The organism is Chitinophaga sp. sic0106 (assembly GCF_019219075.1).
Lineage (GTDB): Bacteria > Bacteroidota > Bacteroidia > Chitinophagales > Chitinophagaceae > Chitinophaga.
This window is the reverse complement of the sequence record NZ_JAHUWJ010000004.1, coordinates 1-16931: the sequence shown is the minus strand read 5'-3', so window position 1 is coordinate 16931 and position 16931 is coordinate 1. Positions and strand designations below refer to the sequence as shown.

Below are 16931 nucleotides of genomic sequence, written 5' to 3'. Positions count from 1 at the left end.
CAACTAATATTATAATTGTTAAATCTACAATTATTATATTAGGACATAAAAAAAGGATAAACAAGCTGCTTATCCTTTTTTGTGACCGCGTCAGGATTCAAACCTGAAACCTTCTGATCCGTAGTCAGATGCTCTATTCAGTTGAGCTACGCAGCCATTCCGCTTGAACGGGTTGCAAATGTAGGAATTGTTTTTAAATCAACAAATTTTATTTGATTTTTTTTAGAGAGATGTAACTGCAACGAATACACGCTGTTATATTACCGGGTAATTTTCATGCGCAATACCGGCTACAGAATTATTAAATTGATGATTATATTAGATACAAGACCGCTCCACCGTTATGAAAAAGACGATTTTAGCTTTCTGCATATTGCTGATAACAGCACTGACAGCAAACGCCCAATCCGCCGCTCACAAACCCAATCTGGCTACCATCGCCACCTCCAGTGGCGAAAATCCTGACGAGTCCTATCAGCATCTCCAGGATGGTGTAATGCCGGCCAACGCTCCTGTAGCAAGCCGCTGGCGCGCACCGAAACCCGGTGTACACTGGGTGCAATACGAATGGCAACAACCGGTAGCCATCCGGGAAATAGCCCTGTACTGGCACCAGCAACATTTTACCAGACTCCCGCTCTCCTACCGCATCCAATATTGGGATGGTCAGCGTTTTGTACCTGTGAAGAATGCAAAGAACGAAGGCATTATTAATCACCAAATGAACCAGGCCTCCTTTGATGAAATAAAAACTTCGAAACTGCGACTAGTAGTTGATTCCACCGATCTGCATGTATCCGCATTGCAGGAATGGATTGTTTACCAGACGCCCGGTACAGCGTACCCTCCGGTAGTAGCCGCCGGGCCCGACCGCGCAGTTATGCTAAATGGTAAAACATATCTCTCCGGAAAAATAAAATCGATTACACCTATACAAAGTATTATCTGGAAAAAAGTAAGCGGCCCGGGAAATGTAAATTTCAGTAACACCGGCAACAGCGCTGGTACTGCCACCTTCTCCGCACCAGGGAATTACATTTTATCACTGACAGCTTCCAATGGCAAAGCCATTACATCTCCCCTAAAAGTAAAAGTAGTAACACCACCGCCAGCAAAGCGGTTAGATGTGGTATACACCCGCCGCTACAAAATCGACAGCAAGCTCTGGAATGCCCGCGCCAAAGCAATGATCGTAAACTGGATACCATTCTGCATTGCGCAATGCGAACGCACTGACCTCAATACCGGCGAAGGCGGCATCGATAATTTTCTGGAAGCTGCCAAAGCTATCCGCGGAGAGGCACACACTAAACATAAAGGCTATGTATTCTCGAACGCCTGGGTACATCAAACCGTGGAGGCTATCTGCGAAGCGCTGATGGTAGACCCACAGGGTGATACCGCCATTATTGCCGCACAGCAACACATGCAGGGTACACTGGATAAATGGATTCCCATCATCCTTGCAGCACAGGAACCAGATGGTTACCTGCAAACCGCCTGGACGCTGCGTGACACCAGCCACTGGCACCAACGCTGGTCCCCGGTTGAGAGTCGCGGTAACCACGAAGGCTACGTAGCCGGTTACTTCCTGGAATCAGCCATTAACCACTACACCCTTACGGAAGGTAAAGACAAACGCTTGTATGATGCCGCCAAGAAACTCGCTGACTGTTGGGTCACCAACATCGGCCCCGGAAAAAAAGAATGGTACGACGGCCACCAGGAAATGGAACAGGCACTGGTGCGCTTCGGACGTTTTGTGAATGATATGGAAGGGCATCAAAGTCACGGCGACAGCTATATTCAGCTCGCCAAGTTTCTGCTGGATAGCAGAGGTGGCGGAAGCGAATACGACCAGAGTCACCTCCCCGTACAGCAACAGTACGAAGCGGTAGGCCATGCCGTACGCGCTACCTACAACTACTCCGGCATGTCCGATGTAGCCGCTGAAACCGGCGATGTCGACTATCAGAGTGCAGTGATGTCGCTCTGGGATAATATGGTGAACAAAAAATATTACATCACCGGCGGCATCGGCAGCGGTGAAACCTCAGAAGGCTTTGGTGGCAACTATTCCCTGGGCAACGATGCCTATTGCGAATCCTGTTCGAGCTGCGGATTGATCTTTTTTCAGCATAAAATGAACATCGCCTATCATGATGCAAAATATGCGGATCTGTACGAAGAAACCATGTACAATGCGCTACTTGGTTCACTTTCACTGGATGGTAAAGATTTCACCTATACCAATGCATTGTCTACTTCGCAACCGCGATATGAGTGGCATGTATGTCCCTGCTGTGTGGGCAACATCCCCCGCACCTTGCTCATGATGCCCACCTGGGCCTATGTTCGCGGGGATGACGGCGTGTATGTAAACCTCTTCGCGGGCAGTACCATTAAAGTGGATCAGGTAGCCGGTACCAACGTAGAGATGGTACAAAAAACGGATTATCCCTGGAGTGGCAAGGTAAGTATTACCGTTAATCCGGAAGACAGCAAGGCATTTACGGTGTATATCCGCGTGCCGGATCGCAGTACCAGTGAGCTTTATACGGCATTCCCCACTGTTAAAGGTTTGAAAGCCCTTGCTGTGAATGGAAAAAAAATCACACCGGTTATTAAAAACGGTTATGCTGCCATTACCCAGGTTTGGAAAAAGGGTGACCATATTGAACTGGAATTGCCGATGGAGATACAGCGCGTTACTGCTGACCCTAAAATTACTGCCGACAAAGGCATGGTGGCACTACGTTACGGCCCACTCATCTACAATGTGGAGGCTGCGGATCAGAACATCAATAAAGCAATTAGCGTACAGCCGTTGACGTTACAATGGCGTCCGGATTTGCTGGATGGGGTGATGGTCATTACCGGTAAATGGAGCGATGGCACTCCCCTGCTTGCGATCCCGAATTTTGCGAGAATGAACCGGGTGGCGCCTACAGTGTTCCCTGCGTCTACACAGGTATTGGAGCCTGGCAGGGATAATGAACCGCCGCGTTATGTGGAGCGGGCGCCAACGAGTAATGTATGGATAAATCAATAAAAAAAGGACAAGCGATTTGCTTGTCCTTTTTTGTGACCGCGTCAGGATTCAAACCTGAAACCTTCTGATCCGTAGTCAGATGCTCTATTCAGTTGAGCTACGCAGCCATTCCGTGTGTAACGGGTTGCAAATGTAGGAATGTTTTTAAATTGAACAAATTTTTTTTAGTTTTTTTTAGGGAGATGTAAAATCTGCACCGAAAAATTATCCTGAAATCTTTAAGGCGAATGCATAAGAAAGTACTGGTTTTTGTGAGGGCAAGGTCACGTGCAGCCCTTCCTGATCGCGGGTAAAAGCCAGTTGCTGCCCGGTTCCCAACATGGTTACAGCAGAGATATTTTTATGACTGGATGATTGCAGGCTTTTTATGGTCAGCTTGTTATTCTCCGGCCACCCTAACGCGATCGCATATACGCTATTTCCTTTTGTAGTGAACCGTATATCCATTGCTCTGAATGGTTTTCCTTTACCCTCGTTGAAGCCCTGATGGGAAAGTGGCGCTGCATCTTCCATCGCCGGCCCTTCTCCAAATACCTGCCATGGCCTGGTATCATAAATCGCTTCACTGTTGAGCGCCATCCAGCGGCCGATTTCTTCTACCACACTGCGTTCCTGCTCATCAATAGTTCCATTGCCTCTGACCGGGATGTTCAGCATCAGGTTACCATTTTTACTCACTACATCACAAAGGATATGAATCACGTTTTGAGCACTTTTGTATTGCTTTTTATCATAGATTTCCCGGTTATAATGCCAGCTGCCAATACAGGTATCTGTTTGCCATGGCAGCGGTTCTATCTCGTTACTTTGTCCCCGTTCAATATCCCACACCATGCATTTGCGCTGTTGCTCATCCAGTATTTTTCCAAATACCACGGATTCCAGTTTTCCTTTTTCCTTAATGCTTTTGTTGTACAGATGTGCGGCGATGCGGAGTCCGGCGTCACTTACAGGCCATAGTGGCAAGGCGGTATCATCAAAATAAATAAAGGCAGGGTCGTAGCTGTCGATCAGATCTATTGTTCTGTTGTAGAAGTTTTCACAATAGGCGGTGGAGGGTGGATATACTCCTGCTCCCCAATGCCATTGCGGGTGGATACTGTGGGGGTCTTCACTTTTTTTGCTGAGGGGATGGTTTTGCGCATAAAGTTCCTGCGGATCAAGTCCCTCCCACCACAGGCCTTTACCATCTGCTTTTGTGAGTTTACCATCGTAAGGCACACCAGCAAACAGCCCTTGTTTATCTGCTCCCTGGGCCGATTCATACCACCTCCAGGCATGGGCAGCATGTACGCTCACTCCAAATGGCAGGTCATTTTTACGGGCAGCTTTTGCCCATCCGCCAATAATATCTTTCTGTGGTCCCACCCGGGTAGAATTCCAGGAAGGCTGGTATTTGCTTTTATACAAATCGAGGTTATCGTGATGATTAGCCATGGCCATAAAATACCTGGCACCGGCATTTTTATATAGCGTCACCAGCTCCTCCGGATTCCACATTTCCGCCTTCCAGCTATGGATCACGTCTTTAAATCCGAAGGTGGAGGGGTGTCCATATTTTTCCAGGTGCTTTTTATATTGTCCACTGCCTTCTGTATACATATTACGGGCGTACCAGTCGCCCGCTTCCGGCTGGCACTGCGGCCCCCAGTGTGCCCACATGCCAAACTTGGCATTGCGGAACCAGTCCGGAACCTTATAAGCACCCAGTGACTCCCAGGACGCATGGAAAGGGCCTTTGGGAGCCGGCACAAAAGCCGCTGCTGCCTGGAGTTGTTTGGATAATGCGAGTGCCGGCACTGACCATGCCAGTTGTTGCAATAATGTTCTTCTGTTCATGAGAGTTTCAGTTATCGTGGAAATGAATATTGGCCACAACATAGCAAGGATGCCAATAAAATCAGAGCGGCATTCAAGACTTTGTATTATACAAATCCGACTTTTTATGCAGGAGCGATTGGGTATTAGCAGCGAATTTTATATCTCTCCGAAAAGAAAAAGGATATCAAAGTGAATACTTGACGAGTATCCAAAAAATCGTTGTTTGGCAGTCTGACCAGACAGAAAAATGTGGGCAAAAAAGAGTGTGGGTACAAAAAACAAAAGCCGCTAAATTAGCGGCTTTTGCAATCCTTGGTGACCGCGTCAGGATTCAAACCTGAAACCTTCTGATCCGTAGTCAGATGCTCTATTCAGTTGAGCTACGCAGCCATTCGTTTGTGATTGGATTGCAAAGGTATGTGTTTTTTCTATTTCGCCAAATATTTTTTTCATTCCCTCGTAAATTTCTGATTTCCACGTACTTTTACGGCTGTCATTAAATAATTATAGGAATTGAAAATTCAACTCTGGAGCATTGGAAAGGAACATGATCCCTATATCCGGGAAGGCATGGCGGTATTTCAGAAACGCCTGCAACATTATGTGGATTTTGACGTAAAACTCATCCCTACTGTAAAACAAGCGGCGAGTCTCTCCATTCCTGAGCTCAAAAAAGCGGAGGCTAAAATTATCATGGACCTCCTTCAGCCTACAGATTTCCTGCTGGCGCTGGATGAAAAGGGAAAAATGATGACGACGGTGCAGTTTGCCGACTTCCTGCAACAGCGTACCAACGCCGGCACCAGGCAGCTGATTATCCTCATTGGCGGCGCTTTTGGCATCGACCAAACGGTGCTGCAAAGGGCGCAACTTACCATGTCCCTATCCCCTCTTACCTTTCCGCATCAATTGGTACGGCTGATTTTCACAGAACAATTATACAGGGCATATACTGTATTAAACCGTGAAAAATATCATCACCAATAATTACATTTACATTCTGTCTAACAACCCGCAATCTATGTCTACAACACTTATTATTATAATCATTACCTGCGTTGTTTCTATTACCACCTTCAGCAACGGCTCTCAATGGGATAAGCTGAGCATGCAACCTTACATGGTAAAACACCATAACCAGTGGTACCGCTTTATTACAGGCGGTTTCCTCCATGGCGACTACATGCATCTGTTCTTTAACATGCTTACACTTTACTTTTTTGGCAGGTATGCGGAGATGTTATTCTTTGCTATCACCGGTTCAAAAGTAACTTATGTAGTGTATTATATTCTGGCTATCATCGCCGGAAACATTCCTGGATTCTTTAAGCATCAGAACGACAGTCACTATGTGGCTATAGGCGCCAGTGGTGCGGTTTCTGCGGTATTATTTACCACAATCCTCCTGTATCCATGGGAAAAAATCTACCTGTATTTTGCCATCGGTATTCCGGCAGTAATTTATGCGTTGCTGTTCCTGGCGTATTCCAGCTATATGTCTAAACGCGGGATGGATAATATCGGGCACGATGCACACATCTGGGGTGCAATATTTGGGTTTGTAGCGCCCATTGTATTGCGACCGGAATTGGCGCAAAACTTCCTGGATACACTACTCAAAAGATAATAGTAAACGAACGACTTAATTGACGACCTGACTCCGTCAGGCACCCGAATATAAAGAGGGTGTATCAGACTCCTGATACACCCTCTTTTCAATTTATTTATGTAATTCTAAGGATAGAATTTTTTCTGTTGATGGCAGAATCTTGAACCGGTCATCAATGCGCATTCCGATGACCCACACCACTCTCTTCTGCGACTCCAGTACCCAGACCTGTTCTTTCTCCGGAATAGATAATTTCTGATCGATGAAAAAACGGCTTAGCTTCTTTTTCTTGCGCATACCTAAAGGATAGAAATAATCGCCCTGTTTCCATTTACGGAGAATCAGGGGGTAACGCAGCTGCGAGGCGTCTACCCAGGCCGTTTCAGGCGACTGCGGTATGCTGCCCGCATGCGATTTATCGATATGACGCAGGTGTAGTTGCCCTCCGCCATAGTGTACATTGGTTGTTTCACTGCTGATAGCAATAACCGGTGCCGCCTTTTCCTGAAGCGCTGTAATCAGCAGCCATGCGCGGTTACGCAGGATACGGTGTGTGGGCGTCTCTACATATCTCCCTGACTCACTCTCCAGCAAATTCAATACCTGCGGCAGTTGTGCGGAGCTACAGCCAAACTCCCGGAAGATTTCCCAGGCAATAGTTTGCAGGGGTACTGTTTTTTGCAGCTTCAGCGCAGGGATCACCCAATGATCCGCTTTTTCCGTCAGTAAGCCTTTGCGATGCCGGACTACGGATTCCTGGTAAAGCATTTCAGCTTCCCTGATTTTTTCAATGGTACCCGCCATATTCTTTACCGCCGCCGGAATGCTGTCCTGTATTACCGGGATTACATGGTGACGGAAATAATTACGTGTATACTTGTCAGTTGCATTGGAACTATCCTCCACAAACTGCAAATTTTTGCGGGTTGCCCAGGCCACCAGTGTATCCTTTTCGGCAAACAGCATCGGCCGGATGATCTTGTCGTATTTTGGCAGTATACCGTGCAAACCAGCAATACCAGTACCTTTAGCGAAATTCATCAACGCTGTTTCCACGCTATCCTGCAAGTGATGGGCAGTGGCAATATAGGCGTAACCATTGGATAGGCGCACCCCTTCCAGCCACTGGTAGCGAAGCTCCCTGGCTGCAATCTGGATAGACACTTTGTGGGTGGCTACATATTCAGCAGTATCAAAACGTGTTTCATGGAAGGGCAGTTCCAGTCGCGCGGCCAGGTCCCGTACAAAAGACTCGTCTCTTACTGACTCCTCATCCCGCAACTGAAAATTGCAGTGGGCAATGCCGGCGTTAAAGCCAGCTTCTTTAAACAGGCAGGCCATTACCATGGAGTCCACTCCCCCACTCACGGCAAGCAAAATTTTCTGCGATGGGTCAAATAATCCGTGCTCCCTGATGAAATTTAAAAAGTTCGTAAGCAGTTGATGCGGCATACAATAGTTGTTGGATTAGTAAAGCAGGTCCTCGTAGGCCGACTGTAATTCATTGTAGGTATGACGTTCGTTGGCCGATTTGGCCATAGTCATTCCCGTTTCGTATGTTTTTACGGCAGCATCCTTATCTCCCGCCCTTTCCAGCAACTTGCCCAGGTGATAGTAAGAGCCGGTATAGCCGGGCTCAAAAGCCAGCAATTCTTCAAATAGTCTCCTTGCTGTAATATCATCTCCGAGCTTAATATGTTCGAGAGCAAGTGCATGTTTCAGGAAGCTGTCGTTAGGGCTAGCTTCCAGGAACTGCTTCAGCTGCGCGATTCTGTCCATTCTGCAATTAATTTATAAGTAATTGTTTTTCAGTCCGCAAGATAATCATATTGCCAAATTTAGCTATAACTTAAAACTGAGTAAAATCATAATACATGGTGGCGGTTGGCTTATATTATTTAAATATATTTGCTAATACCGCATTATTAAACAAAACAGTTTACGGCCATGAAGATTTTAGTTTGTATCAGTAAAACTCCGGACACGACTGCAAAAATAGCTTTCACGGACAATAACACGAAATTCAATGAAGCTGGGGTCCAGTTCATCATCAATCCATATGACGAATGGTATGCCCTGGTACGCGCCCTGGAACTGAAGGAAGCAGTTGGAGCCGATGTACATCTGATCACTGTGGGAGGAGCGGATAACGACCCAATTATCAGAAAAGCACTGGCGCTGGGTGGCGATCATGCCTACCGCATCAACGCCAGCAGTGGAGATAGTTTTTATATCGCATCGCAGATAGCAGCACATGCCAAAGAACAGCAGTACGATCTCATCTTTACCGGTAAAGAAACCATTGATTACAATGGTAGCGGCATCGGTGGCATGGTAGCGGAACTGCTGGAATTACCCTATGTTTCCATCGCAGCCAAATTTGACCTGAGTGGTACCAAAGCTACCATCAACCGGGAAATTGAAGGCGGCGAGGAAGTATGTGAAGTGGAACTGCCGGTGGTGGTATCCTGTCAGAAAGGGATGGCGGAAGCGCGTATCCCTAATATGCGTGGTATCATGGCGGCTAAAACTAAACCTCTCACCGTGGTGGAACCTGTTGCCGCAGACAGCCTGACCAGTGTGGTAAGCTTTGAGCTGCCTCCTGCCAAGAGTGGCGTGAAGCTGATCAATGCCGACAATGTGGACGAGCTGGTGAAGCTGCTCCACGAAGAAGCAAAAGTGATCTAAGGCTGAATCAAGGTTAACCAATTTCCCACTTCAAAAAATTAAACAATGTCAGTATTAATATTTGCAGATCAGGCAGAAGGTAAAATCAAAAAGGCGGCCCTGGAAGCCGTACAATACGGCGCCAAGGTAGCAGCACAGCTGGGTACTACCGCTACCGCAGTGGTACTGGGCGCAGCAGATGCAGCAGAACTGGCGGCCCTGGGTAACTATGGCGCTACAAAAGTATTACATGCGGCAGATGCACGCCTCCACGAAGTGGAATCCACCGTGTATACCAAAGTGATTGCGGAAGCAGCAGAAAAAGAAGGTGCTGCCGTGATCATCTTCCCACATAACTTTGATGGTAAAGCAATTGCGCCCCGCGTATCAGCGCGACTGAAAGCAGGCCTGGTGGCTGGAGCCATTTCCTATCCTGATACCAGCAATGGCTTTGTGGTGAAAAAGAGCGTATTTTCCGGAAAGGCTTTTGCTAACATCAACATTACTTCTGAAAAGAAAATCATTTCTATTATACCAAACACTTTTGCGGTAAGTCCGGGCGCTGAAACTGCGGCGGTAGAGGCATTCTCCCCTGCTATCAATGACGCGGACTTCAAAGTGAAGGTGGTGAAGACGAACACCCTGAGCGGGGAGATTCCGTTAACAGAGGCTGAAATCATTGTATCCGGTGGCCGTGGTTTAAAAGGACCTGAAAACTGGGGCATGGTGGAAGACCTGGCACATGTACTGGGTGCGGCAACGGCTAGTAGTCGCCCGGTGGCTGATGCCGGCTGGCGTCCGCATCATGAGCATGTGGGTCAAACTGGTTTGACGGTTCGTCCTAACCTCTATATAGCAATCGGCATTTCCGGTGCGATCCAGCACCTGGCCGGCGTAAACGGTAGTAAGGTGATTGTGGTGATCAACAAAGATCCCGAAGCGCCGTTCTTTAAGGCAGCCGACTATGGCATTGTGGGTGATGCTTTCGAAATCGTTCCTAAGCTTACCGAGGCAGTGAAGAAATATAAAGGCCTGAACTAGGCTAAATAATTAAGGAGATGGTGCTACCGCAAAGGCAATGCATCATCTCCTTTCAATTTTGTGGTTGTACGCTGATTTTGATAAATGTGCCCCGAATCTTATAGTTTTTTTTTAGATAAAAAATAATTTTCTAACTTCACGGTCTTATAAAACCTTCAGCGACAACGCACGACAGATATGAGAAAAATAGAACTGGAAATAGTTGCTTTATCGCACAGCATTACGCAAACTCATTCATATGCCGTGGTATTGGGAGAGGTCAATGGGTTACGCCGTTTGCCGATTGTGATTGGCGGCTTTGAAGCGCAGGCGATTGCCGTGGCACTTGAAAAAATGCAACCCAGCAGGCCCCTAACACACGATCTGATGAAGAATTTCATGAATGCATTTAACATTGAATTACATGAAGTAGTAATCAGCAACTTGCAGGAAGGCATATTTTACTCCAAACTGATCTGTTCCAGCAACGACGAAACCATAGAAATAGACTCCAGGACTTCAGATGCGCTCGCATTAGCCGTTAGATTTGGCTGTCCGATATACACATTCGAAAATATTCTCAACAGTGCTGGCATCCTGCTGGATGATCCGGCTGGCAAAAAGAGCAACAAACCAGTTACACCTACTATCCAGGAGCATGAAAAAGGCGCAGAAGACGACCTGAAGGCCCTGAATGTGGATGAGCTCCAGCAGTTGCTGCAGGAAGTATTGGAGCAGGAAGATTATATCCGCGCCATTGCTATCCGGGATGAGATCAACAGTCGTAAAAGCAGATAATCCAAAATTTATTGGTCAGCAGGTGGTTTCCGGGGTTTAGATGTCCTGGCTGCCGTTACTATGTAAAATATTTCCCATGGTAGTATTTCCTAATTGCAAAATCAACCTGGGGCTGTATGTCACCAACAAACGCCCGGATGGCTTTCATGACCTGGAAACGGTGTTTTATCCGGTCCAGGTTCAGGATGCCCTGGAGATACTAACGGCTCCTGCCCTTCAGTTTACAAGTACGGGGATAGCGGTACCAGGCAACAGCGCCGATAACCTCTGCATCAGGGCATTTGAGCTGCTGCAGCGCGATTATCCTGCCGTGCAGCCGGTACAGGTTCATTTGCATAAGCATATTCCCATTGGTGCCGGGCTTGGTGGAGGCAGTGCTGATGCGGCTTTCATGCTGAAATTGCTGGATAATAAATTTCAACTCGGCCTTAGCGAGGAGCAGTTAATCGGATATGCGGCACAGTTAGGGAGTGATTGTGCCTTTTTCATTCCTAATAAACCATGTTTTGCTGTTGGTCGTGGGGAGATACTAGCACCGCTATCGCTGGATTTATCCGGCTATTCCCTATTGTTAATTTATCCGGGCATTCACGTAAATACGGGTTGGGCGTTCAAACAGCTGACACCTGCCGCGCCGCTGCACGCGTTGAAAACTGCTATACAGCAGCCGGTGGAACAGTGGAAAGATATAGTGAGTAATGATTTTGAAGCCCCTGTGTTTGCTGCCCATCCGGAGTTAGCGAAGATTAAGGAGGAACTGTATGGCAGCGGAGCCATTTATGCGACTATGAGTGGTAGTGGATCAACGATGGTTGGCATCTACCCGAAAAATAAAATACCTGCAATTGAGTGGGACAAAGCATTTAGCGTATTTCAAATAAAATAAAACACCTGACACGTACTGCGTCAGGTGAGTAAGTGCTGTCCTGTTTGACACAATTATTCCGTTCCGAGTTTACGGATCATATCATCTGATACATCTTCCGCGTATACGCCGTAACCGTGCATGAGCGTACCCAGCGTACCGTCCAGGGTTCTGATGGCATATACAATGTTTTCATCGCCCGGGTCAGTATCCCCTTCGAAGCGGTAAACTTCTTCAATATCAAATTCTTCCGGATTCAATTTCTTGTTCTGTTGCTCACACTGAATGCAATCAAACTGCAGATTAAAGTCAGTGGTGTAACCACGTTGGCGTAGGTCCTGCAGTGCTTCTGTTACTGTCTCATATGATTTCATAGTTCCCTTTTTTGTCTTATACAATTTAGCAAATCTGAATGTTCTTTTTAAAACAAAAAAGCTGATCTCCGGAGAGATCAGCTTTTTTGACTATTCGGGTTTGGTATTATCTGATAACAGTTACTTCACCTTTGAGGACATTTGGTGTACCACCGGCATATTTCTTATAGGTGAGCCACCATACGTAGGTGCCTACTTCTACAGGAACGCCTCTGTGTTTACCGTCCCATCCTCTGTGTTGATCGGAGGAGATGAAGATCAGTTCACCCCATCTGTTGAAGATGCGCAGTTCGTATTCATACATTGGTCCGCGAACCACTGGTCTGAACACATCGTTACGTCCGTCGCCGTTTGGAGAGAATGCATTTGGTAATTCAGGTTTAGGTTCACATTCTGTGAAGTCTACACGGATCTGATCCGTAGCGCTTCCACAGTCGTTGAATACCGTTACTGTGTAGGTACCGCCATCTCTTACATTGAGTGTTGGTGCGGAAGATCCGTTATCCCAACGTACTGCGGTGATACCGTTTCCGAATGCGCGGAGGGTGAGTGTTTCACCTTTACACATTACGGTGTCGTTACCAAGGTTCACTTTCGGTAATCCTGTCACGTTTACTTTCACGCTATCCATGAATACGCGTTGACAGAATTTATCCATTACAGCGATTTTGTAACTACCTGATGCGGTAATGTTTTTGATCGGGTTAGGATCTCCGTCATTCCACAGATAGGAAATAGCATTTTCAGTGGTACCGTTCAGGGTGATGGTAGCGCCTGGGCAGATATTTCTGTCTGGGCCAAGATCTACGCTGATCGTTGGTTTCATACGAACGTTAACGGTATCTCTTACCACGCAGTTGTCTCTGCTTACGGCTACCCAGTAGTTACCTGGTCTGTTCACCACAATGGAGTTGCCGGTTTCGCCGGTCTGCCATTGGATACGTCCGCCGTTAGAGTTAACGGTGAGCATGATGGACTGATCAGGGCAGATCGTCGTATCACGGCTCAGGCTGATGTCTGGTGGCGGATTCACACTCACTTTCACGGTATCGATGGTGATACATCCGCTCTTGGTTACTTTCACCCAGAACTGTTCCTGTGTCCCTACCAGGATGGAAGCGGCGGTTGCGCCGGTGCTCCAGAGGTAAGTGGCACCATTTACGAATGCATCCAGTTTCACTGACTGTCCGCGGCAGATGGTGGTGTCCGGAATATCTACCAGTGGTGTAGGAATCAGACCAACTTTGATGGTATCGGTAGTTCCGCACATACCGTTGGAAACGTTCACCCAGTAAGTACCAGCTTTTGTGATGTTGATACGTTGTGTGGTTTCTCCCGTATTCCAGCGGATGTTGTATCCGAAGTTGGTTGCACCCGCGTCGAGTACCAGGCTGTTGCCACCGCAGATGGTAGTGTCTTTTCCAAGATTTACCATTGGTTTCTGGGTGTATTTCAGGTCATAGGTCACGGTGTCGGAAGAGCAACCTGTTTTACCATCGGTTACGATGAAGGATGCACTTGTTGCACCGTTCAGGTTGAAGATATTACTGCTTTGTGTGATCGGCAGGCCGTTTACAGCGTTGGATGGCGTGATGCCTACCAGGGTGTAAGTTGGACGGGTAACGCCTCCCATTGGCTGCAGCACTATTCTTGGATTATCAGAACAGTTTTGTGGCAGGTTAGCGTTCAGTTTCGGTTTATCACAAGGTTTGATGATAATCCGCTGAATCACATCATTTGCTTTATTGCCGCATGCATCAGTGATGGTCCATCTTCTGATGATGGTGTAACCGTTACAGATATCTTTTACAAACGGATCTTCTGTATAAGTCACTTTTTTCGGGAATGAAGGATCACAGTTGTCTGTTGCGATCAGTGTCGGAGAAGATGGAATCTTATCCTGACAGAAGATCTCGATATCAGCCGGGGCAGGCATTACAACCGGACGGGTCGTATCTACCACGGTGATCACCTGACGAACAACTGTTTTGTTAGCGCAAGCATCCATAGCGGTCCATGTTCTGATGATGCGGTAAGAGTTGTTACATGCACCCGGTATACGTTCTGTGGTAATCGTTCTGATTAATTTCACATCATTTCCGGTGCTGCAATTATCTGTTACCGTTACGTTCGGAGCAGGTGCAGGGATAGCATCGCAGCTTACGGTGGTATCAGCTGGCGGTAAGATCGTGAATACCGGTCTGATGGTATCCTGTACGGTTACACGCTGCTGCATGGTAGCGATATTGTTGCAAGCGTCTGTAGCTGTCCATGTGCGGATCTCGATGTAGTTACCTGCGCAGGAACCCGGGATCTTCACAATTTTGGAGCTGGTGATAACCTGTACGCTACCGGTGCAATTATCCGTTGCGCTGATTACAGGCCATCCAGGCAGCTTATCACAATCTACCACGGTGTCTTTAGGTGCCTGCATGGAGAATACTGGTCTGGTAGTATCCTGTACAGTAATGATCTGTACGGTGGTGTTACCATTACCGCATTCATCCAGCGCAGTCCATTTACGATAGATGAGGTAGTTGCTCTGGCAGTCTCCAGGTTTGTGAACGATGGAGTCTTTTGGCTGAGCAGTGATTACACCTGCTGTACAATTATCGGCGGCTGTGAGTGGCTGACCCGCAGGGATCTTATCACAATCAACCGTGATATTGGCTGGTGTAGGCATATTGAATACCGGAGCTGTTCTATCTACCACTGTGATGATCTGGGTCAGTGTTACGCCGGTGTTGCAGGCGTCTTTTGCTGTCCATGTTCTGATCAGCTGGTAGTTGTTAGCGCAGTTGCCAGGTATATCTCTTCTGGTTTCAACCGGAGCGATGTTGATGTCGCCACCGCAATCGTCTTTAGCGGTCAGGTTTACTAATCCAGGTACTTTATCACAATCAACAGTGATATCCTGTGGAGCAGGTGTGGTAAACACTGGTGCTTTTGTATCCACGATGGTGATCGTCTGTGATGTTCTCACGCTGGTACCACATCTGTTGGTGGCGGTCCAGGTGCGGGTGATGGTTCTGGTACAAGCATTCACGGTTACGGCTACATCATTCTTGGTGATTTGCAGTTGCTCATTGATATAAGGAGCGTGACTGAATACCGGTGTACCAAACATCGTGGTGTAATCTTTATTGAGTACACATTCAGTAGTGAAGGACGGCGGTGTAGACACTACAATCGGAGGTATCGTGATCACCACAATGCTTACCACATTGCTGATGTTGTCGATACATTGACCGGATGTTACCAGTCTTCTGTACCAGGTATTCTGAGTCAGCGTACCAGGCTGGTAGGTGTCGCTGTTGGCACCGTTGATATTGGTGAACGGACCGTTAGCACCTGCAGTACTGGACTGCCATTGGTAGGTATAGGTTCCGTCGCCACCTGTCAGCTGAGCACCGGTGAGACCTTGAGCAGCTTCAGTTAAGCAGAGTGTTTGATCTGAACTGATGGTGTTGCCCAGGATCGGTTTGCGGTTGATCAGCGTGAGGCTGGAGCTGGTAGCATCGCAGACGCCGTTGCTTACCACCCATGTGAGCTGAACAGTTTGCCCTGCTTCAACGGTTACGATTGCATCTTTGCTGTTTATATTGTCAATAGTGACTTTTGTTCTGTCTCCACCTGTTACAATCCAGGTTCCTATAGCACCTGCTACACCAGGATCACTTGCGTGGAGGTGGAAGGTATCCACATCGCAATGTTCGCGGTTAGGGCCGGCTACTGCGGTTACTGGTCGCAGGTAGTTGATGATGGTCATTTCATCTTCGGTAGATGCACAAGTACCATTTGTGATCGTCCAGCGTAGAGTAACGGTGTCGCCAGGCGCAACGTACACTCCGGAATTGTGGAGGAATTTGTTACGGATGGTAGCATTACCCTTTATGATAGTCCAGATACCGCTTGCAGTGGCGAGGCTTGGTTGTTCTGCCTCGAGTGTGAAGTCGGTCGTTCTGTTACAATCGGTCAGGTCTTTGCCTGCATTTGCTTTCGCAGCGATGGCATAGTTGCGGATGATCATTTGATCCATAGTAGCGGCGCAGGTTCCGTTGATGCTGGAAACGGTCCAGATCAGGGTAACACTGTCGCCAACAGGCACCACGATGGTGGCATACGGATCATGAATATCGCTTACTACTGGCGCAGGATTCGAGCCGAGATAGTTAACAGTCCAGGTACCGGTTTGCTGGATATTACCTGTATTTGCAACAGGAGTGGCACTGAGTCTGAATGCGCTGGTTCTTGCACAATCTTCCTGATCAGGTCCTGCGACTGCAATGGCAGATTCAGCGAAGTTTCTGATTGCAACTACATCTTGTGTAGCAGGGCATTTTTCGATGACTGTACCATTCACCATACTGGTAACAGTCCAGATCAATTGAACGCTATCCCCTACCGGTACAACGATTGTTGCATTCGGATTGTGTACATCACTTACAGTTGGAGCTATGTTAGTACCAGTGTATACTACCGTCCAGGTACCAATTTGCTGGATGTTACCAGTAGATATTACCGGAGTTGCATTCAGGGTGAAGGCAGTAGTCCTGGCGCATTCCACCTGGTCGTAACCTGCGTTGGCAGCCGGGTTAGCAGCGTAGTTATAGATAGTTACTACATCAGTGGTAGCTGGGCAGTTAGTGTTTACTACACCATTTACCATGCTGGTGACTGTCCAGGTCAGTTGTACCTGATCACCAGGTGTTACCGTGATGGTAG

At 47.4% G+C, this 16931-nt stretch carries 12 protein-coding genes and 3 tRNA genes; 7 read left to right on the top strand and 8 right to left on the bottom strand.

Annotation, left to right across the window (positions count from 1 at the left end; translation table 11 throughout):
* Nucleotides 1–82: 82 nt before the first annotated feature.
* Nucleotides 83–156 (bottom strand) — tRNA-Arg (locus KW844_RS07280).
* A 187-nt stretch (nt 157–343) separates the two neighbouring features.
* Here KW844_RS07280 and KW844_RS07275 point away from each other — a divergent pair.
* Nucleotides 344–3052, top strand: coding sequence for a beta-L-arabinofuranosidase domain-containing protein (locus KW844_RS07275; RefSeq protein ID WP_255578270.1), 2709 nt, complete (start codon nt 344–346; stop codon nt 3050–3052).
* A gap of 33 nt (nt 3053–3085) precedes the next feature.
* Here KW844_RS07275 and KW844_RS07270 read toward each other — a convergent pair.
* The 3 genes from KW844_RS07270 to KW844_RS07260 all read right to left on the bottom strand — a co-directional run bounded on the left by KW844_RS07270 (nt 3086) and on the right by KW844_RS07260 (nt 5263).
* Nucleotides 3086–3159, bottom strand: a tRNA-Arg gene (locus KW844_RS07270).
* A 97-nt stretch (nt 3160–3256) separates the two neighbouring features.
* Nucleotides 3257–4891 carry an alpha-L-fucosidase gene (locus KW844_RS07265; protein WP_218376059.1) on the bottom strand — a complete coding sequence of 545 codons (1635 nt, stop codon included), beginning with the start codon at nt 4889–4891 and terminating at the stop codon, nt 3257–3259.
* A 295-nt stretch (nt 4892–5186) separates the two neighbouring features.
* Nucleotides 5187–5263 (bottom strand) — tRNA-Arg (locus KW844_RS07260).
* Between the two features lie 123 nt (nt 5264–5386).
* Between KW844_RS07260 and KW844_RS07255 the strand changes: the two genes are divergently transcribed.
* Nucleotides 5387–5860: a 23S rRNA (pseudouridine(1915)-N(3))-methyltransferase RlmH gene (locus tag KW844_RS07255; RefSeq protein ID WP_218376058.1), complete on the top strand. Its 474-nt coding sequence runs from the start codon at nt 5387–5389 to the stop codon at nt 5858–5860.
* Between the two features lie 34 nt (nt 5861–5894).
* Nucleotides 5895–6500: a rhomboid family intramembrane serine protease gene (locus KW844_RS07250; protein ID WP_218376057.1), complete on the top strand. Its 606-nt coding sequence runs from the start codon at nt 5895–5897 to the stop codon at nt 6498–6500.
* A 93-nt stretch (nt 6501–6593) separates the two neighbouring features.
* On the opposite strand, the gene tilS is transcribed toward KW844_RS07250, so the two are convergent.
* Both tilS and KW844_RS07240 read right to left on the bottom strand, forming a co-directional pair.
* Nucleotides 6594–7934 (bottom strand): tRNA lysidine(34) synthetase TilS, encoded by a 1341-nt coding sequence (gene tilS / locus KW844_RS07245; RefSeq protein ID WP_218376056.1) that lies wholly within the window; start codon nt 7932–7934, stop codon nt 6594–6596.
* A 15-nt stretch (nt 7935–7949) separates the two neighbouring features.
* Nucleotides 7950–8261 (bottom strand): tetratricopeptide repeat protein, encoded by a 312-nt coding sequence (locus KW844_RS07240; RefSeq protein ID WP_218376055.1) that lies wholly within the window; start codon nt 8259–8261, stop codon nt 7950–7952.
* A gap of 168 nt (nt 8262–8429) precedes the next feature.
* Here KW844_RS07240 and KW844_RS07235 point away from each other — a divergent pair, with 168 nt between their 5' ends.
* The 4 genes from KW844_RS07235 to ispE all read left to right on the top strand — a co-directional run bounded on the left by KW844_RS07235 (nt 8430) and on the right by ispE (nt 11853).
* Entirely contained in the window at nt 8430–9170 is a 741-nt protein-coding gene (locus tag KW844_RS07235) for an electron transfer flavoprotein subunit beta/FixA family protein (RefSeq protein WP_218376054.1), read from the top strand.
* Between the two features lie 45 nt (nt 9171–9215).
* Nucleotides 9216–10190, top strand: a complete 975-nt coding sequence (locus KW844_RS07230) for an electron transfer flavoprotein subunit alpha/FixB family protein (protein ID WP_218376053.1) — start codon at nt 9216–9218, stop codon at nt 10188–10190.
* Between the two features lie 177 nt (nt 10191–10367).
* A complete protein-coding gene (locus KW844_RS07225; RefSeq protein WP_218376052.1) occupies nt 10368–10967 on the top strand; it encodes a bifunctional nuclease family protein in 600 nt (199 codons plus the stop codon).
* Between the two features lie 76 nt (nt 10968–11043).
* A complete protein-coding gene (gene ispE, locus KW844_RS07220) occupies nt 11044–11853 on the top strand; it encodes a 4-(cytidine 5'-diphospho)-2-C-methyl-D-erythritol kinase (RefSeq protein ID WP_218376051.1) in 810 nt (269 codons plus the stop codon).
* A 53-nt stretch (nt 11854–11906) separates the two neighbouring features.
* Here the strand turns inward: ispE and KW844_RS07215 are convergent, their stop codons facing one another.
* Both KW844_RS07215 and KW844_RS07210 read right to left on the bottom strand, forming a co-directional pair.
* Nucleotides 11907–12206 (bottom strand): phosphoribosylpyrophosphate synthetase, encoded by a 300-nt coding sequence (locus tag KW844_RS07215; RefSeq protein ID WP_218376050.1) that lies wholly within the window; start codon nt 12204–12206, stop codon nt 11907–11909.
* A 106-nt stretch (nt 12207–12312) separates the two neighbouring features.
* Nucleotides 12313–16931: gliding motility-associated C-terminal domain-containing protein (locus KW844_RS07210; protein ID WP_218376049.1), on the bottom strand; the 4619-nt coding region annotated here is incomplete at its 5' end.